Here is an 18,682-nt window from a genome sequence, read left to right as displayed (position 1 = left end):
ATAAGCTTCGGTCAAGATGACAAAGGGACGTTTCGTTTGTCATTTTTTTATTGCCTTTTCAATAACTCCACGTCCCACCCCTAATACTCTACTTAACTGTCTGATGCTGCACTTAGTATCTTGTTTGATATTATTTATCAACTGATTCCTTTCATTTCTTGTCATTTCTTTTATTTTTTCTATAGGATATTTTACTTCAATCTCAGTTTTTAGTTGTACATCTGAATATTTTTTCCTATTATTATAATCTAGGCATTTATGTTTGTTTACTTCGTTCATGTATCTTTCAAAACTTTCTTTATTTGTGAAATAGCTCTTTATTATATTAGTATCAATTTCTACCTTTTTTCCATTGTATTCTTTTATATATTGATTGTAACTGCTCCATCTAAAATCCTTTATTGTATTTACTATTTTAGCTTTTATAGGATTTTGATGTATATATCGTAAAACCACTAATAAGTAAGATTCACTTTCTACTACTTCACTTTTAAAACGATTTTGAAATAAATGTCCTTCTCTGCCATATTTATTATTAAACCATTGAACATAGCTTACTGCAATTCTCTTAATACTCCTACCTATTTCTTCACTCTCTTTTAATAATAAATGTATATGGTTATCCATTAAACAATATCCATAAAGTAAAAATTGTCCTTTTTCTTTTGCTTTCAAAAGGGCTTTCATAAATTTTTCTCTATCTTCATTATCTAAAAAAATTTCACAACCGTTTATGCCTCTTAACATGATATGATATATACCTGTTTTACTTCTTTTCCTTTTTCCTCTTGGCATTTTTATCACCAATCTTCGTGTATAATTCTTTTATAAATTAAATACTCATACAAAACATCTCTGTCTTTTGTTTATTTCTTCTTAATAAATAAATTCTATTTTTTAGTGGTTTTTTCCTTTAATTTCCTGTAAATAGTCATAAAAAATACTCCTGCTAAAAGTGTCTTATTAACAAAATCAGTTTTTATAATTTTATTTTCTATAACACTTACTTTATATAGGTTCATCATTAAATCAATATAACAAATGAAACGTCCCTTTGTCAGAATGTTACAGTTGAATCTATAGAACAAACTCTTACAGAAAATTAACAACCTTTTTTATTGATAATCTTAGTTATTTAATAACCTGATATGTGAAAATATTTAAGTATAAGAAAATGTACAAAATAAAAGAAATTTTATGTATTTTTATGGAATAAATAACTATGTTATTGTATCTATACAAAACGTTATAGGAAATTGACCTCATAATAATAATGATTTATTTCTGTATGTAAAAGATATTTTTAATAATTAATATTTTGTTATGATTATTATATTATAGGGGTGTGTAAAAATGAAAATAGAGCATGTTGCAATTTGGACAAATAATATTAAAAGATTTTTATGTTGAATATTTTAGTGCAAAAGCAGGAAAAAAATATATTAATAGATCTAAAAATTTTGAATCATATTTTCTATCTTTTAACCACAGATGTAGATTAGAGATTATGCAAATGCCAACAATCCCTGATAACTTAAATAATGCCTATAATCAGTACTTAGGATTAATTCATTTCGCAATTTCAGTTGGTAGTAAAAGCAAAGTAATATCTTTAACAGAAAAATTAAGAGAAGATGGCTATGAAGTTATAGGTAAGCCTAGAAAAACTGGAGATGGATACTTTGAAAGTGTAGTCTTAGACCCTGACAAAAACAGAATTGAAATAACTATTTAATTATAAACTTGTTATTTGTATAAAATACAAAGGGACGGTTTTTGAATCTTTATTAGACACACAAAAAACCGCCCCTATTTATCTTTAATTTAATCATTAAGATAATGTATGTACCTTTGCTTTTCTGAGTTCAGGTTTAAGAAAAAGATGAGCTTTATTATCTCTAACTTCAATTATTTTCCCCAGATATTCTTCGAAAATCTTGCCAAAAACTTCAATCCTAATCATTTGTAAATCGTGAATTTGTGAAGACTGACCCTATTATCCATTTATGGCTTCTTTTCTTATTAAAAACATATTTATTAGTAAAGTTGATGTCAAACGAAACGTCCCTTTGTCATACATATTGCTTATATTATATTTATTTTTATGATAAAATATAACGATGTAATTACTTAGCAAAGGAGAAATTTATGTTTGAATTGTCAAAGGATTTAAACCCTAAACAAATGAGAAAAAATATTCTACAGTTAGCTTGGCCTGCTGCATTACGTATGTTTTTACAAAGTATAGTGGGAATAGTAGATGTTATTATGGTAGGCCAAATCGGTGCCCATGCCTTAGCCACAGTAGATGTAAGCAATAGATTCATGTTTATTACTATAGGGGTCTTGTCAGCTTTAACTATAGGCTCTACGGCACTAGTAGCAAGATATAAAGGTGCAAAAAATGATATAAAAACTAATAATATAATAATTCAATCCTTATTATCGGGACTTATATTATCTAGCATTATAGCTATTTTAGGTTTTATTTTTTCTAAAGATATTCTGAAAATGATGATGATATTAATGGATGAAGTAGATCCTTTCATATTAAAGAAAGGTAGTGTTTACTTAAAAATAGTATTTACTTATATGATCTTTGCCCTACCAACTATGATGCTTAACTCTATACTACAAGGATTAGGAGATATGAAAACACCTCTATATATAATGTTAATTACTAATATTGTAAATATAGTTGGTAATTATTTGTTAATATTTGGTATAGGATTTTTGCCAAGATTAGAAGTCACAGGTGCTGCCTTAGGTACCGGTTTCGGAAGACTAGTTGGTTTTTTAATAGGACTTTATATTTTATTAAATAAAAATACCCTTATCAAAATAGACTTTAAAAATGTTAATTGGAAAATTCATTGGAAAACTGTAAAAGATATTTTAAACATAGGAATTCCTGCATCAGTTGAACAGTTAGTAAGACAAGGTAGTCAAATCATATACACTATTTTAGTCTCTGGATTAGGCACAATTACTATTGCAGCCAATGCTCTAGCAATGAATATTAATTCTCTCCCTATGATGGTTGGCTTTGGCTTTAGTCTAGCTGCAACAACTTTAGTAGGTCAAAGTTTAGGTGCTAATAGAAAAGATTTAGCAACTGAATACGGTAAGCAAACTACTTTAATAACTATCATATTAATGAGTATTATATCTATTCCTATGTTCATATGGGTAAAGCCTATTATCAAACTCTACACTAGCAATCCTAAAGTTATAGAGCTGTCAAAACCTGTGGTAAGAATGATAATAGTAGTACAACCAATATTTGCAGTTTATATAGTATTGGCTGGAGCTCTAAGAGGGGCAGGAGATACTAGGTTTACTATGTTTACAACTATAATCGGTAATTGGGCTGGGAGACTATTATCTAGTTTATTCTTTGGATATTATTTAGGATATGGTTTAATAGGTCTTTGGATTGGTATGTTAATAGATATTTGTACAAGAACCTTATTAATATTTAAAAGATTTAAGTCAAAAAAGTGGCAAAAAATTTATCATGTACAAGAAAGATAAAATAAAAAAAGAACTCAATGCACATGATTATTCATTTGAGCTTCAATTGTTAATTCTAAAATATATTATTGCTAGGAATATAGATGACAAGCGAGTCCCCTTGTCACCTATAATTAATATCTAATTCATAATATCTAGCACCTTCTATTGGATTATATCTATATGGTTCAATCTCCTTAAATCCTAGAGATTCATAAAGGGCAATAGCTTTCTTCATAAAAGAGATTGTATCTAATCTCATCTTTTTATATCCGATATTTTGAGCCTCATTAATAATTGCTTCTGCAAGTTTTTTCCCTATACCTTTTACTCTGTACTTTGGCCTCACATATAACCTCTTCATTTCACATATATCTTTTGATATTCTTCTTAAAGCAACACATCCTACTATTTTCTTATTAAATCTAGCAATAAGTATACAACCATTTGGTGGAGCATATTCACCTGGTAGTTCTTTAAGTTCTTTATCAAAATTTTGAAAACCTAAACTGAAGTCTAAGGAATTGGCATACTCTCTAAAAAGTTCTCTTATATATTGAAAGTGCTCTTTTGATTGAGCTTTAATTACTTCCAATTTCCCACCCCCGAAAATATAATCTAATAGTCTTTACTGTTAAGGAACGGTGAACTCGGTTCACCGTTCCGCCTATTTATGATATGGTTCGTTTCTAATTATTCTAAAAGACCTATATATTTGCTCTAATAGTATTAGTTTCATTAATTGGTGGGGAAAAGTCAGTTTTGAAAAGGATAGTTTAAAGTTGCATTTATCTAAAACCTCTTTAGATAGTCCTAGAGAGCCTCCTATTATAAAGGTTATGTCACTTCTTCCACTTAAGGCAAGTTTATCAAGTTTATCTGCAAAATCTTCAGAGGTTAATTCTTTTCCTTTAATCTCAAGGGCTATTGCATAGGTATTTTCCTTTAATTTATTCAATATCCTTTCTCCCTCTTTATCTTTTACTATTTCCATTTCAGCTTCACTTAAGTTTTCAGGTGCCTTTTCATCATTTACTTCAATAAATTTTAATTTACAATACTTTGATAGTCGCTTTGAATATTCTTTTATTCCATTTCTTAAAAATTTTTCTTTTATCTTACCAACTGATATTATAGTTATATTCATTTTAATCCTCCTAGATAAACTACCTTTACTACTTTATTATTTTTTACGTAAAACCTCATATTATCGCTTTGAAATATAAACTTATCCGTTATATCTTCAATTCTATCTATTTCCAAAAGCTGTTCTTTTAAGGTGTTATTATCAATATTTAATCCTTTCCCAATTATTTTATTATCTTTAACAGCCTGCATAAAAAGCTCCAATATTATTTTATCTATACCTTTTAGTATGGAGTTTCCCTTTATTTTATTACACTTTTTACATGAAGTTACTAGATTAAATATATCGTTAGTACCACCCTTACTTAAAGGTAAAAGATGATCTAATGTGATCTGTTTAAATTTTAATTTTTTACCACAGAAAAAACATTCTTTGTTATCCCTATTATAAATATATAGCTTGTCCCTATTCCGTGGTTTCACCTAATCACACCTTAAAGCTTCTATATTCTTAAACAACCAAATACTTAGGTTTAGTATCACAAAAATCACATCTGTGTGGACTTGTCCAGTCTGTAAAGGATATTTTATCTAATTCATATATATCTGGTGGCTGTTCATAAACATCTATAAATTTTTCAATGGCTATTTCTAAATGTTCATTACATACAACGTACATATTTCCCACTCCTATAAATTTATTTTATATTACTTATTATACAATAATTAATATTCCTTTTTGTTATACTTTTCTTAATTTTCCCTATTATGAACAAAATAATTCTTAATTTTATTATAGTACAAAATAGCTGATAGGTTTATAAGTCATTAGCCGCAATTTAATAATTTAGCGCAGACTAAAGTCTGCGCTAATGTTTGAAATTTGTATTTAATTTTTAATTCCTTATTAATAATTGTCTGGACTTTCTCTAAAGGTAATCTCTACTTCCATTGTCTTTCCATTTCTTACAATTTCTAAAGTAGCCTTATCCCCTGGTCTATATTCATATAGCATTCTTCTTAAATGATTCATTGATATTACCTTTTCTCCATTAAGTTTTGTCACAATATCTCCAGGTCTAATTCCAGCATAATCCGCTGGTGAATTTGGTGATACTTCTATTATTATTACACCCTCATCTGCCTTTAAGTCTATTCCTAACGCACTTTCATATTTCTCAACTTCAACTGCTGCTATACCAATATATACTGTTTTAAACCTTCCTTTTTCTATTACCTGTTCAATTATTGGTTTAGCTGTATTTATAGGTATAGCAAAACCTAAACCTTCAGCTGATTGTATTTTAGCTGTATTTATTCCTATTACTTCACCATTACTATTTAAAAGTGGTCCTCCACTGTTTCCAGGATTTATTGATGCATCTGTTTGGATTAAATCCTCTATTACATTATTAGCATCAACCCTTATTGTTCTATTTAAACCACTTATAACTCCTGAAGTAACTGTCCTTTGAAATTCTAACCCTAATGGATTACCAATTGCAACTGCAAGTTCTCCTACTTGAAGGTTATCTGAATTACCTAAATCTGCAACTGGTAAATTTGTAGCATTAACCTTAACAATTGCTAAATCTAGTGCTGGGTCATTCCATAATACTCTTCCTTCCTTTTTGGTTCCATTTGCAAATAGGACTGTTATTCTATCTGCCTCTCCATCTGCTACAACATGTGAATTAGTTAATATATATCCTTTACTATCTACTATAACTCCTGAACCAACCCCCTGCTCTTTTCTAGGGCCCCAGAAAAAGTAGTCTACTGTCTGAACTGTAGTAATTCCCACAACTGACTCCATAGCTTTTTTGGCAACTGCTGTTACAGCCGTTATATCATCTTTAGTTGTTATGTTAATTTGTTGATTGTTTCCTCCATTTCCTTGATATATTTCAGGTACAGGTATTATGTTTCCGTATAAATAGGTAGGGGCAATATATGCTGAAATCAATCCACCAATTAAAGCAGCTATTAATGCCACTAAGAAATAAGAGAAAAGTCCTCTCCTTTTATTAGGCCCTCTATGTCTATTATATCTCTCTACATAAACGGTCTTATTATAATCAGTAGGTTTAATTTCATTATTTTCATTAAAATAGTTGTTTTTGTCTCCATTATCCATATATATACCCCCTTAACAAATTTATTTAAAAGTATAAACATCTGTCCTTTTATCTCTAAATGTAAGATCTAAGTTTATATCCTTTTTTTCATCTATACCCTTTTCATTCAAAATATTTACAACTGTTTGATATGCCAGTTCTGGAAAATTATTTTCTTTACTTAAATGTGCAAGTAGAACTTTTTCTCCCCTTCCTGACACAATATCTGCAATTATTTCTCCAGCATCTTCATTGGAAAGATGTCCTATTTCACTTAATATCCTCTTTTTAAGAAACCAAGGATACTTTCCCATCTTTAACATTTCTTTATCATGATTGGATTCAAGCATTATTAATGACGAGTTTTTTATACATTTTTTTATATTTTCACTTACATATCCTGTGTCTGTTAAAAGACTAATTTTTTCTTTTTTATAACAAAAGCAAAATCCTACAGGTTCATTTGCATCATGAGAAACTCTAAAGGGAAAAATCCCTAAATCCCTTAATTCAAAATCTTTATCAGTTTTAAAGGTTAAAATATTTTCATCCTTTATATTACCTATACCATTCATCATGCCTTTCCAGGTGCTTTCATTAGCATATATAGGTATATTATATCTCCTTGAGAGAACACCTACTCCCTTTGTATGGTCTTTATGTTCATGGGTTACTAATATATAATCAATTGTATTAGGTTCTACTCCTATTGACTCTAATCCATTTTCTATTTTCTTACCACTAAGTCCACCATCTATTAATATTCTTATTTTTTCTGTCTCTATATATTGACAATTACCACTACTTCCACTAGCTATAGAACAAAATCTTAGTGCCATTATATTTCCTCCAATTTATTATATTTATTCTATACACAAATAATTATAGCATAATTAAAAAAGCAGCAATGCTGCCTTTTTAAATGATTAGTTGATATTAATTACTCTTTTATCCTCTTAATTTTTGCTCCAAGGTTCATAAGCTTATTTTCTATTTTCTCATAGCCTCTATCTATGTGATATATATTATAAATTTCTGTTATACCTTCAGCTATTAAACCTGCAATAATAAAAGCAGCCCCTGCTCTTAAATCTGTAACAGAAATCTTAGCTCCACTTAAATTTTTAACACCTTCAACTACAGCTGTTCTACCTTCTACCTTTATTTTGGCTCCCATTCTTTTTAATTCATCAACATACTTAAATCTTCCCTCAAAAATGTTTTCTGTAATAACACTTGTCCCATTAGCTTTACACAGCATTGCTGTCATTGGCTGTTGTAAATCTGTTGGAAATCCTGGATAAGGAAGTGTCTTTATATTTGCATTTTTTAATTCTTTATTAGCAGTAACCCTTATAGAGTCACCATATTCTATCACTTCTGCACCTATTTCCCTTAGTTTAGCTGTTACAGGTTCTAAATGTGTAGGTATTACATTATCTACTATAACATCTCCTCCTGTAGCAGCTGCAGCTATCATATATGTGCCTGCTTCTATCTGGTCAGGTATAACACTGTATGTACAACCATGTAGTTCCTTTACTCCCTTTATTTTAATTACATCTGTTCCTGCCCCTCTTATATTGGCACCCATTGAATTTAAAAAGTTGGCTACATCAACTATATGTGGCTCTTTAGCTGCATTTTCTATTACTGTAGTACCTTCTGCTAAAACTGATGCAAGCATAATATTTATTGTTGCTCCAACACTTACTACATCAAGGTAAATTTTAGCTCCAGTAAGCTTTTCAGCTTTACACTCAATAAGACCATGCTCTATATTAACCTTTGCTCCTAATGCTTCAAACCCCTTTATATGCTGGTCAATAGGTCTTGTCCCTATGTCACATCCTCCAGGATATGATACTTCCACTTCTTTAAATTTCCCTAATCCTGCTCCTAAAAGGTAATAGGATGCTCTTAATTTTTTAGCTAGGTCATAAGGAGTAGAGCATTTTTTAACAGTGCTTGTATCAACTGTCATAATTCCTTTATCATCAAGCTCAACCTCAGCTCCTAGACTTTCCATAATTTCTTTTAATATATATACATCTTTAATTAAAGGAACATTCTCTATTATACATTTATCTCCTGCCAAAAGTGTAGCAGGAATAATTGCCACTGCTGCATTTTTAAACCCACTTATTTCTACTTTCCCTTTAAGTTTAGCCCCACCTTCTATTACTATTTTTCCCATATAATCAACTGACCACAGGTCAGTTTTACTCACCTCTCTTTCTACTTATAATAAAGTCCTAACAATATTATATAAAACTTTACTCTATTTTTAAATACATCACTATTTCATAATTAAATATATGTATCCTTTATTTTCTAGTGACTAAAAAAATAGAAGAAGTATTATACTTCTTCTATTTTATAATATTAAAATCCTCTTTATTTTTCTTATTCTAGAAATACAACTGTACCATCTTTAAATTTTATTCTCCATGCTGGAACTGTTTGCCCTTTTACTGTACTTTTCCAATCTCCAATACTGTGTTTCTCAGGAAAGTAATAGCAAAGCCTTATGTCAGTTATAGTTTTCCCATACAAATCCTTTTGAGATAGTAGTCGTAAAAGCACTTCAGGGGCAGGTTCAATTATAGGTCTCGTCTCTAAGTTTAAGTTTTCTTTATTTTCCCCTGTTACATTAATCCAAAATCTTTCAAATTTTTTAATCCCTGTTTTATCTATTTGAAAGGTCATATAACTTTTTTCTACTAATATACCTTTATAAACTTTTGTATATTCTAAAATATATTTTCCATTTTTTTCTTTGTAATTACTTAATTTAAAATCATCAGTATTAAATCCCTTATTTTTCAAAAAATCTTTAACTATAGATTGAGTTAATTCCTTATTTAATTTATAAAAAGATAGATTGTTACTTTTATTTTCATATACTATCTTCTTATTACTAACTACTCTTAAAGTTTCCTTTTCATTCTGATAGTAAATATCCTTATCTTTTTCAATTTTCTTGTAGTTTCCTAGAAATCTTTTAGCAATTTTTTCTGGTTCATAAACCTCATATTCTATAGATATTTTAGACATAGTAGAAATATCCTTGGGGATTTCACAATCTACTTGTATATCTTTTTTTGCTAAAAGCTTTTTTACATCTTCGATAAATCCTTCTTGTACAGTTAGATATGATGTATCTTCTCCTTTATGAATAAAAACAACATATGCTAAAAGTAGATTTGTAACTATAAAAGCTATAATTAAGACAGTCTTTGCCTTTGACCAATCCATATAAGTTCACCATCCGCTTTATTCTTTTCCGAAAATCCCCCCCCCATTTACAACATTACCGTTATATATATTAAAAAGGTATTCTACTCCATTTATATTAATCTCCCACACTGGAATTAATTCTTCTCCTGATTTTTTACTAGAAGGGTCGTAATACTTCAATGATATTTCGTTTATAGATGCAAGTATTTCATAATTTTCAACCTTTGTATTTTCTAGATTATTATTAATTATATAATCTTGCTTTATAAGTTCTAAATTCTTTTCAATAACATCTTTAGGTGACATAGCTTTGTTAATACTTATACTTACCGATCTAGGTATATCTATATCCCTTATATATCTTACATAACTCTTAACATATTCATTAAAAACCTCAATTTTTATAGAGCTTTTAATTTTTTCATTGTTAGGAACTACAGGAACACCGTTTATTTTATAAGTAAAGCTAAATTGATACCCTTTATTTTTATCATACTCTATCTCTTTAATTGAAGATAAGTATGCATCCTTTGGCCAACCTATATGTTTTGTAATAAAATTAACTGCAGTATTAAGACTTAAATAAAGGTTTCTATCAACAATAGGCTCATCTATAGAATCAAAGTATTCTAATATTCCATCTTCAGATATTTTTAATCCTTTCTGGTTGTAAAGATAAATAATCGAACCATTGCTTTCTATTATTTTTCTAGCATAATCTAATTCATCACCAAAAAAGAGCCTTGCTATTGATTCTACTCGACTATCATCATTAGTATTAATCTCACTTTTTACGTAGATATCAGGTAAATTATATTTTATTGTTAAGGGAATATATATGTCATTGTCTATTCCCCATATTTCTTTAAGTGAATAATATTTCGTATAGTCTTCTTCCTCTATTGTTTTATGTAGTTTATCTATTGCTGTAATATCTATATTAAGGTTATCTAGCTTAAAATAACTTTGTCCATTACTTAGTACTAAAAATGGTTCTTTATCTAAGTAAAAATGAATACTTTTAATATAGGTTAGATTATCATAAATAGGAACTTTAGGATTAACATCTAATACCTTAGTAAAAATATGTGTTGATATGTTTAAAGAAAAATAAAAACTTGCAGATCTTTTAATCTTATAATCTAAAAACTCTTTACTAGATATCTTTTTTAATCGGACATTTGAACTTCCTAGTACAGTTTTTAGAACTTTTTTCATTTCATTCCATAAATCATCACTTTCACCTGAGTAAAGCATAGTATAATTGTTTCCAAAGCTCACCAGGTATTTTTCTGGAGTTATAATGTCTTCTAATATATAATTATACTTTACATTTTCATTACTATTTTTCTCTATAAAAGAAGGAAATAACCTATAGGGAACCTCTACCCAAAGCTGTTTTGTTAGAACAATACTTGTAACTACTAAAAGTATTAAAAAGAGAGTTTTTATGTTTTCTTTGCCCATTTATAATCATCCCCATAGGACTATTGGCCGTCATTAAACTTCTTAAATTCCCCTATCATTTCCTTAATTTTGTCTGAAAAATTCATATTATTAATATTATTAATATATTCCTTTGCCTTTGATATTTCTGTTACTACAACATGTCTAGTTAATACTTTCTTCACTTCTTCATTCTCTTTAACGTATAAAGTTATTTTATTTTTTCCTAGATTTAATTTTAATTCATGTGCAAAATAACCTAACTTACCTATTTTAAAATTTTCACTTGAAACTAGTACGTATTCATCTTCGTCCTTAGTATCTAATAATGTATTTACATCAAATTCTATTTCTGTAACATTTTTAGCTGAATATACTTCAACTACTATTTCTGTACCTTCTTCACCCTTTCCTGAAAGTACCACGTTTCTATCTACAGTAATTAGATTATTTTTTGGTTTAACAATTTTTACATCTTCCAGTTTTTCTGTAGCATCTTCTTCAATTACTGTATTCTCTTTAGTATCATCTTTATTCTTTACTTCATCGGCATAAGCAGCTGAAGTATTTATAATCAAAAATGCTAAAGTTCCCACTAAAATTTTCTTTAACATTTCTATTCCTCCTTATAATTTAAACAATACTTCAGTTTAATTATACAATACTATTATTACAGATATATTACAGAGGAATTAAAATTGAATTACACACTATCTTCTACAGGTAAAATAATATCAACTTCTGTTCCCTTATTGTATTCACTTCTAATCTTTATATCACCATTATGGGCTTCTGCAATTTGTTTTGCTATAGAAAGTCCTAATCCAGTACCTCCTAAAGCCCTAGACCTAGCTTTATCTACTCTATAAAATCGCTCAAATATCCTTTTTAAATCTTCTTTAGGAATTCCTATCCCATTATCCTTTACTGTTATCACTGCCTTATCTTCTCTTTTCCTAGCTATAATATCTATTTTCCCCTTATCTGGGGTATATTTAATAGCATTACTTATTATGTTTAGTATAACCTGTTCTATACCATCTTTATCAGCATAAATATTAGGTATATTTTCTTCAACTGATAGGTTTAAGCTCTGTTTCTTTTCTTCTGCTGCCATTTTCATCTTCATATATGCATCTTCTAGCACTTTCTTTAAAGATAAAGATTTTATTTTCCATTTTGTCTGCTTAAAATCTAGGTTAGATAATTGAAGAAGATCTTTCACAATTCTACCCATCCTATCACATTCACTATTAATAACTGAAAGGAATTGAATAGCTAAATCTCTATCCTCTATAGCTCCATTAAGAAGTGTTTCTGCATAACTCTTTATAGTTGTTATAGGTGTTTTTAATTCGTGGGAAACATTAGCTACAAACTCTTTTCTCATATTTTCTAACTTTTGCTGTTCCGTTACATCCTGAAAAACTACAATAAATCCCCCTATTTGGTTTTTATCATTTTTAAAAGGTGCATATTTTGCTCTATATATTTCAGAACCTACTTCAACCAGTTCATTTCCTTCCCATTTACCTTCTTTTTTTAAATATTGCAAAGTAATTTTTTCATTTAAAGGAGAAAAAATATCATCAAATTTTTTGCTTTCTATATCTTTATAGGTTAAATTAAATATACTTAAAGCTATAGGATTAGCATGTAATATATTCCCTTGTGTATTTACAGCAATAACTCCGTCTGCCATGTATGTAAATATAGTATCCATTTTACTTTTTTCACGATATACTTCTGATAGTGTTTTGTTTAATTTTTCAGTTAAATAATTGAACATACTTGCTAATTGACCAATTTCATCATCTGATTTGACTTCAACTTTTTGGTTGAAGTCTCCTTTTGCCATTTTTTCAGCTTTTATTGTTACATCATTTATAGGACCTGTAATGCTTTTAGCAATGAAAAAGCCTAAAAATACAGTAATAAATAATGCTAATAGTGTAGCCTTAGTTAATATAGATTTTGATTCATCAATTGTATCATAAACATAAGTCAAGTCTGATGTAATATACAGTAAACCCTTTATTTTACCTACTTCATCATAGACAGGATATGCTAGATGTTTATCTTTCCCATTTAATTTATCTAAACTAGGAAGAATTGCATCAACTTTTTTTCCCTTTAATGCATCAATAATAAGCTTTGAGTTTAATGCTTTAAATTCATATGCATTTTCACCCACAGCCTTACTATTATTGCTTGCAATTATGCTTGGTATATCTGTATTAATTATTATATAGAGTCTTTCGGTATTTCCTAGTGGAACCTGTCTTATTGTATTTTGGATATCTTCTTTAACTTCTTCCCAACTATCACTTTGTATTGCTGATGAAATTTTAATTATACTTTTAACTCTTTCTTCCATAGTATCAGTTATCTGATTTATATGGTATTCTTCAAATTTTTCAATTATAAAAACACCTACTATTACCATTGCTATAAACACTAATAAAAAATATACTACAATAAACTTCCACCTAATACTCTTAAACATTCTCAGGACCTCCTGAAGTAGTATCCTACCCCTCTTTTCGTAAGTACATACTTAGGGTTGCTTGAATCGTCTTCTACTTTTTCTCTCAACCTTCTTATAGTAACATCTACAGTTCTTATGTCTCCATAATATTCATATCCCCAAACTTCCTCTAAAAGTTTCTCCCTGGAAAAAACTTGTCCAGCTCTTGTAGCTAAAAACTTTAGTAACTCAAATTCTCTTAAAGTAAGTTCTATTATAGTATTACCTTTCTTTACTTCATATTTATTTAAATCAATTACAAGACTGTCTGATACTATAAGTTCGTTACCATTTACTAATGATATTTCAGCTCTTCTTAAATTAGCTTTTACCCTCGCTATAAGCTCTCTAATACTAAATGGTTTTGTTATATAATCATCTGCACCAAGCTCTAATCCTAAAACCTTGTCAACTTCCTCTTCTTTTGCAGTAAGCATAAGAATTGGAATCTGAAGCTTCTTTCTTATTTCCCTCAAAACTTGAAACCCATCCTTCTTAGGAAGCATTATATCTAATAAAACTAAATCTGGCTGATCCTCTAAAGTCTTATTTACAGCACTTTCTCCATCATATGCTGTTGTTACCTCAAATCCTTCTTTTTCAAGATTAAACTTTAATATATCAGCAATTGGCTTTTCATCATCTACAACTAAAATCTTTTTATTCACAAAACTTCACCCCATCTAAAGGTTATTAATTTTCTGTAAAGTTATATTATTATTCTACATATATATAGAACTTTCCTTCATTAGTTTAAATGAATATTGAAGTCAACCAAGTGGTTGACTTCAATATTTAATCTATATCATATAAATTTACTTTTAATACGGCTTTTGCAGAATGTCTTATATTATTTCCTTCACCTAAAACATCTAGCAATAATGTGATTTTATCAAATCCCCAATTTTTAGAAATCTTGTTTACAATTACAAAGGATTTTCTATATGCTTTACTCTGATTAATACTATAGAAATTATTATTTAGCTGTTCTATAGTAATATCTCTACTATTTTTTAAGTCCCTTCTCCACTCAAAGCCTGTTAGCTTATATTCTGTATATAATGCTATTCCCTCTGTTAACCACATTGGATAATTTCCGTTAGTTATTTTATCTACTATTAGATGGGCAAATTCATGTACAACTGGTCCTTTCTTTTCATATATTATTGCAAAATTCTCTTTATCTTTTATCCAATGTTCAGGTGAAAGTATATTTATTACTCCACCATAGTAAACACCTAAAGGTGGTATATCTTTATTTATCCTAGTATTTTCCATTAGTTTTTTGCCATCATTATATATTATAATATCACTTTTTTCAGTAGTATGGTAGTCAAACATAGAACAAACTTCATCATAGTATTTTTCTGCAATTTCTCCAGTTAGTTTAGCTGTTTCAAAATTCCCATCATTATATCTTATAGTGAAATGTTTAGTTTCTAATTTTTTATATTCTTTTACACTACTTAGTATCCTATATTTTTCAATGTTTTTCAATATTGGATAAAGGGAAATCTTTATAAATCCAAACAATTTATCTGAAACCACAAGAAACATTAATATAACTATTAAAGTAAATGCAAGTATTTTACTAAAAGTAGAATTTAATAAATAAATCATTTTAGTCCCCCTCTCTTATTTCTATGTATATGAGGGGACAAGTTTATTATAGCATAATATTATGTAAACTTCATTGGAAATTTTTTATTATCTAAGAGGGTATATTTCAAGGCATTACTGAAATAAAGATAAATACTGTATTTAAGTATTATGAAAAACTTTAAGTTACCCTAGGGGAATCCAGCTTTGCTCGATTTTTTTATATATCTTCATTATATGAATATGCACGCTTACTTGATAATTTTCATAATTGTATAATAAGTGGTTTTTATATTTTAATTGGGAATTTTAATAACCTTTTAGTTTCATGGTGCATAGATTAAAAACATAGGTAGGTGAATTCTATGATAAGACGAAAAAAATATAAGGTTGACCCTATAGTAAGCGCTAAACTTAATTCTAAGTCCAAAGAAGAAATTCCAGTTATCATAAGAGCACGGGATGGTGATTCTAACAAGTTAGGTAATGTAATTAATATGTCCAGAAGGGTTAAGCGTAATCTTCCTTTGGTAGGTGGCGTTGCATGTGATATGGATGCAAATGCAATAAATCAGCTTGCAAAAGATCCTGATATTGATTATATAACTTTTGATTCAAAGGTTTTTGCCCTCTTAGATGTGGCAACAGCTTCTATCAATAGAAATTTTCCTATTGAAGAAGGATATAATGGTGAAGGAGTAACAATCGCAGTAATAGATACAGGGGTATCACCCCATAATGATTTAGTTAAGCCTAAAAATAGGATAGTTGGTTTTAAAGATTTTGTTAATGACAAAGCTAAACCCTATGATGACAATGGACATGGAACACATGTTGCAGGTATTATAGCATCAAATGGTTATTCTTCTAATGGTAAATATGCAGGAATTGCACCTAATGCCAACATATTGGCAGTAAAAGCATTAGATGAATCTGGTAGTGGCTCTACTTCAGATATAGTTGCTGCTATTGAATGGGTAATTGAAACCAAAGATGTCTATAATACAAAAATACTTAACCTTTCATTGGGAACCCCAGCAACTAATCCTTCAAAATCAGATCCATTAGTTAATGCTGTTGAAGAGGCAATCAATGCAGGTATTACAGTAATTACTGCTGCTGGTAATAGTGGACCATCTAAAGAAACCATCCTTTCCCCTGGTACCAGTCCATCAGTTTTAACAGTAGGGGCTGTTGATGATAATAAAACTCCTGAATTATCTGATGATTTTATAGCACCATTTTCAAGTAGGGGACCAACTAAAGAAGGATTAAAAAAACCAGATGTAGTTGCCCCAGGTGTTGATATAATGTCACTTTCTAATAAAAAACCTGATGAATATCTATCATTAAGTGGAACATCAATGGCAACACCTTTAGTTTCTGGAGCTTGTGCTTTATTATATGATAAATATAAGGATCTTACACCAAACCAAGCAAAGGCCATGATTATGGGATCTTGTATTGATTTAAAAGAAAACTATGAAAGCCAAGGAGTAGGAATTATTAATCTTGAAAGGTTATTTAAAGAGGAAATTAATAGGGTGCCTATGCAAAAACCTACAAGTAAAAGTTTCTTTGGAGAAAACATTGCTGTATTTTTAATACTTCTATTATTATTTCATCAAGAAATATAAAAGGCTCAGTCTTTAACTGAGCCTTCTACTTTCTTATCTATATTTTTTTCCTAGATATTTATATGGATTCTGAGGAACACCATGTTTTCTAACTTCAAAATGAAGGTGAGGACCTGTGCTTCTACCAGTATTTCCTACAGCAGCTATTGTTTTTCCTTTATAAACCTTTTGTCCTTTCTTTACATATATTTTACTACAATGGGCATATCTTGTCTTAAATCCACCTCCATGGTCAATTTCAACCATGTACCCATAATTTCCTCTCCAGCCTGCATATGTTACTACTCCACCATCTGCTGCTTTTATTGGTGTACCTACTCTTGCTGCTAGGTCTATACCTTCATGCATTCTTCCCCATCTATAACCAAAACCTGAAGTAAGTCTTCCCCTTGTAGGAGTAATAAAGCTTCCTGTTCCTTTTAATGGTGGTAACTCTTTAGTACCCTTTAATATTATTTGAGCTACTGGCTGTGATAATATAGTTTCTTTTAAAATTTCCTTTGCAACTTCTATACCATTATGCTTTATTACTTTAGCCTTAACTTCTTTTTCTCCAGGTATTCCTCTTCTTTTTATTCTAACTTGATCTTTATACATAGCAGAACTCTCTTTTACTTCTACATCAAATGGAATCTTCTCTACATATTTGACATTTTCATATGTTGCAACTGTTATATATGGTTTAGGTACAATAAGACTTAACTTATCTCCTGGGTGTATAAGTTTAGCATCCTTATTGGGATTAGCTTTTTCTAAATCTTTAACAGTCAATCCATACTTATGTGCAATTGACCAGAAACTTTCACCTTTTGTTACTATATGTATTTTTTCTTCAGTTGTTCCCTTTTTAATAAACTTTAAAACCTCTTCATCTTCCTGTATTTTAGATATTGGAACTTCTTTTTTTACTATTTTTACATCCTCTACAAACTTTATATCTTCTACTTTTATATCTTCAGATTCTTTAATATAGGGTTCCTTAACTTTATCCAAAATATTTTGGGCTAAATCCTTTGTTTTTACTATTCCGACTTCTTTTCCGTCTACTTCTATTGCATAAGCACTAACGTATAACTTTAAATCCTTTAAAATATTTTGTCTTAGTTCCTTCTTTGATGTTAGTTCATTATCTTCAGCATGGGACTCCTCATATTTTAGTTTATCTTCTCTAATATTCACATTAACCCCATAATCCTTTGAAGACTCTACTTTTATATCATTTACTATATCTTTAACTAGACTTTTTTCTCTAACAACTCCTATTAATTTTTCATTACAATATACTTTGTATGCTCTTGTGTACAACTTATGTTGAATATCCTTTACTAAAAACACTGTTCCTGCAATAGCTAGAACTAAAACTAATGTAATTGCTATTTTCTTTTTTAATGATAAACTTCTAGCTTTTTCAATCAACTTATTTAAATGTTCCTTACGTTTAGTTGAACTTGAAGTGTTCATTTTAGAGCCCCTTCCTCAGTCTAAACACTTTTTTAATATTTATGTAATATAATTGT

18 protein-coding genes are annotated in these 18,682 nt (G+C 29.1%); 3 read left to right on the top strand and 15 right to left on the bottom strand.

The features are described 5' to 3' along the window. Nucleotides 1-39: 39 nt before the first annotated feature. Complete coding sequence (locus tag BET03_RS07635; RefSeq protein ID WP_120168977.1) at nt 40-795, bottom strand: transposase; 756 nt, start codon at nt 793-795, stop codon at nt 40-42. A 571-nt stretch (nt 796-1,366) separates the two neighbouring features. On the opposite strand from BET03_RS07635, the gene BET03_RS07630 reads away from it, so the two are divergent. Continuing rightward, nucleotides 1,367-1,735 carry a VOC family protein gene (locus BET03_RS07630; protein WP_279230366.1) on the top strand — a complete coding sequence of 123 codons (369 nt, stop codon included), beginning with the start codon at nt 1,367-1,369 and terminating at the stop codon, nt 1,733-1,735. A gap of 413 nt (nt 1,736-2,148) precedes the next feature. Next, nucleotides 2,149-3,534, top strand: a complete 1,386-nt coding sequence (locus tag BET03_RS07625) for an MATE family efflux transporter (protein WP_120168975.1) — start codon at nt 2,149-2,151, stop codon at nt 3,532-3,534. Nucleotides 3,535-3,637: 103 nt separating this feature from the next. Here BET03_RS07625 and BET03_RS07620 read toward each other — a convergent pair whose 3' ends face one another. The 13 genes from BET03_RS07620 to BET03_RS07560 form a co-directional block, all read right to left on the bottom strand. After that, complete coding sequence (locus tag BET03_RS07620; RefSeq protein ID WP_243096889.1) at nt 3,638-4,108, bottom strand: GNAT family N-acetyltransferase; 471 nt, start codon at nt 4,106-4,108, stop codon at nt 3,638-3,640. A 72-nt stretch (nt 4,109-4,180) separates the two neighbouring features. After that, the gene (rlmH, locus tag BET03_RS07615) at nt 4,181-4,660 is read right to left on the bottom strand and encodes a 23S rRNA (pseudouridine(1915)-N(3))-methyltransferase RlmH (RefSeq protein WP_120168971.1); all 480 of its coding nucleotides are present in this window, start codon (nt 4,658-4,660) and stop codon (nt 4,181-4,183) included. Next, complete coding sequence (locus BET03_RS07610; protein WP_120168969.1) at nt 4,657-5,082, bottom strand: HNH endonuclease; 426 nt, start codon at nt 5,080-5,082, stop codon at nt 4,657-4,659. Before BET03_RS07610 ends, rlmH begins: the two co-directional genes overlap by 4 nt. A gap of 28 nt (nt 5,083-5,110) precedes the next feature. Then, nucleotides 5,111-5,278, bottom strand: a complete 168-nt coding sequence (locus tag BET03_RS07605) for a CxxH/CxxC protein (RefSeq protein WP_120168967.1) — start codon at nt 5,276-5,278, stop codon at nt 5,111-5,113. A gap of 228 nt (nt 5,279-5,506) precedes the next feature. Beyond that, nucleotides 5,507-6,736 (bottom strand): serine protease HtrA, encoded by a 1,230-nt coding sequence (htrA, locus tag BET03_RS07600; protein ID WP_120168965.1) that lies wholly within the window; start codon nt 6,734-6,736, stop codon nt 5,507-5,509. A gap of 21 nt (nt 6,737-6,757) precedes the next feature. Then, entirely contained in the window at nt 6,758-7,555 is a 798-nt protein-coding gene (locus tag BET03_RS07595; RefSeq protein ID WP_120168963.1) for an MBL fold metallo-hydrolase, read from the bottom strand. 101 nt (nt 7,556-7,656) lie between these two features. Next, the gene (locus BET03_RS07590; RefSeq protein WP_120168961.1) at nt 7,657-8,913 is read right to left on the bottom strand and encodes a UDP-N-acetylglucosamine 1-carboxyvinyltransferase; all 1,257 of its coding nucleotides are present in this window, start codon (nt 8,911-8,913) and stop codon (nt 7,657-7,659) included. A gap of 209 nt (nt 8,914-9,122) precedes the next feature. After that, the gene (yycI, locus tag BET03_RS07585) at nt 9,123-9,974 is read right to left on the bottom strand and encodes a two-component system regulatory protein YycI (RefSeq protein ID WP_120168959.1); all 852 of its coding nucleotides are present in this window, start codon (nt 9,972-9,974) and stop codon (nt 9,123-9,125) included. Between the two features lie 18 nt (nt 9,975-9,992). Continuing rightward, a complete protein-coding gene (yycH, locus tag BET03_RS07580) occupies nt 9,993-11,423 on the bottom strand; it encodes a two-component system activity regulator YycH (protein WP_120168957.1) in 1,431 nt (476 codons plus the stop codon). Between the two features lie 20 nt (nt 11,424-11,443). Then, nucleotides 11,444-12,016 carry a hypothetical protein gene (locus tag BET03_RS07575; protein ID WP_120168955.1) on the bottom strand — a complete coding sequence of 191 codons (573 nt, stop codon included), beginning with the start codon at nt 12,014-12,016 and terminating at the stop codon, nt 11,444-11,446. An 89-nt stretch (nt 12,017-12,105) separates the two neighbouring features. Next, nucleotides 12,106-13,908, bottom strand: coding sequence for an ATP-binding protein (locus BET03_RS07570; RefSeq protein WP_120168953.1), 1,803 nt, complete (start codon nt 13,906-13,908; stop codon nt 12,106-12,108). Nucleotides 13,909-13,910: 2 nt separating this feature from the next. Beyond that, nucleotides 13,911-14,597 (bottom strand): response regulator YycF, encoded by a 687-nt coding sequence (yycF, locus tag BET03_RS07565; protein WP_120168951.1) that lies wholly within the window; start codon nt 14,595-14,597, stop codon nt 13,911-13,913. Between the two features lie 127 nt (nt 14,598-14,724). Beyond that, nucleotides 14,725-15,549 (bottom strand): peptidase MA family metallohydrolase, encoded by an 825-nt coding sequence (locus BET03_RS07560; RefSeq protein ID WP_120168949.1) that lies wholly within the window; start codon nt 15,547-15,549, stop codon nt 14,725-14,727. Between the two features lie 344 nt (nt 15,550-15,893). Here BET03_RS07560 and BET03_RS07555 point away from each other — a divergent pair, with 344 nt between their 5' ends. After that, nucleotides 15,894-17,165 carry a S8 family peptidase gene (locus tag BET03_RS07555; RefSeq protein ID WP_243096888.1) on the top strand — a complete coding sequence of 424 codons (1,272 nt, stop codon included), beginning with the start codon at nt 15,894-15,896 and terminating at the stop codon, nt 17,163-17,165. A 33-nt stretch (nt 17,166-17,198) separates the two neighbouring features. Here the strand turns inward: BET03_RS07555 and BET03_RS07550 are convergent, their stop codons facing one another. Further along, nucleotides 17,199-18,626 (bottom strand): peptidoglycan DD-metalloendopeptidase family protein, encoded by a 1,428-nt coding sequence (locus BET03_RS07550; RefSeq protein WP_120168947.1) that lies wholly within the window; start codon nt 18,624-18,626, stop codon nt 17,199-17,201. Between the last annotated feature and the right edge of the window lie 56 nt (nt 18,627-18,682).

Origin of the sequence: Thermohalobacter berrensis, assembly GCF_003609645.1 — a bacterium.
GTDB classification, from domain to species: Bacteria; Bacillota; Clostridia; order Tissierellales; family Thermohalobacteraceae; genus Thermohalobacter; species Thermohalobacter berrensis.
The sequence above is the reverse complement of the archived record's forward strand: the minus strand, read 5'-3'. Positions and strand labels throughout refer to the sequence as shown.

Excerpts from the sequence above, each read along its gene's own strand:
- BET03_RS07605 (WP_120168967.1), bottom strand. The coding sequence starts at position 5,278 with ATGTACGTTGTATGTAATGAACATTTAGAAATAGCCATTGAAAAATTT.
- yycH (WP_120168957.1), bottom strand. The coding sequence starts at position 11,423 with ATGGGCAAAGAAAACATAAAAACTCTCTTTTTAATACTTTTAGTAGTT.
- BET03_RS07595 (WP_120168963.1), bottom strand. The coding sequence starts at position 7,555 with ATGGCACTAAGATTTTGTTCTATAGCTAGTGGAAGTAGTGGTAATTGT.
- BET03_RS07575 (WP_120168955.1), bottom strand. The coding sequence starts at position 12,016 with ATGTTAAAGAAAATTTTAGTGGGAACTTTAGCATTTTTGATTATAAAT.
- yycI (WP_120168959.1), bottom strand. The coding sequence starts at position 9,974 with ATGGATTGGTCAAAGGCAAAGACTGTCTTAATTATAGCTTTTATAGTT.
- BET03_RS07555 (WP_243096888.1), top strand. The coding sequence starts at position 15,894 with ATGATAAGACGAAAAAAATATAAGGTTGACCCTATAGTAAGCGCTAAA.
- BET03_RS07550 (WP_120168947.1), bottom strand. The coding sequence starts at position 18,626 with ATGAACACTTCAAGTTCAACTAAACGTAAGGAACATTTAAATAAGTTG.
- BET03_RS07625 (WP_120168975.1), top strand. The coding sequence starts at position 2,149 with ATGTTTGAATTGTCAAAGGATTTAAACCCTAAACAAATGAGAAAAAAT.
- BET03_RS07570 (WP_120168953.1), bottom strand. The coding sequence starts at position 13,908 with ATGTTTAAGAGTATTAGGTGGAAGTTTATTGTAGTATATTTTTTATTA.
- rlmH (WP_120168971.1), bottom strand. The coding sequence starts at position 4,660 with ATGAATATAACTATAATATCAGTTGGTAAGATAAAAGAAAAATTTTTA.
- BET03_RS07590 (WP_120168961.1), bottom strand. The coding sequence starts at position 8,913 with ATGGGAAAAATAGTAATAGAAGGTGGGGCTAAACTTAAAGGGAAAGTA.
- htrA (WP_120168965.1), bottom strand. The coding sequence starts at position 6,736 with ATGGATAATGGAGACAAAAACAACTATTTTAATGAAAATAATGAAATT.
- BET03_RS07635 (WP_120168977.1), bottom strand. The coding sequence starts at position 795 with ATGCCAAGAGGAAAAAGGAAAAGAAGTAAAACAGGTATATATCATATC.
- BET03_RS07630 (WP_279230366.1), top strand. The coding sequence starts at position 1,367 with ATGTTGCAATTTGGACAAATAATATTAAAAGATTTTTATGTTGAATAT.
- BET03_RS07560 (WP_120168949.1), bottom strand. The coding sequence starts at position 15,549 with ATGATTTATTTATTAAATTCTACTTTTAGTAAAATACTTGCATTTACT.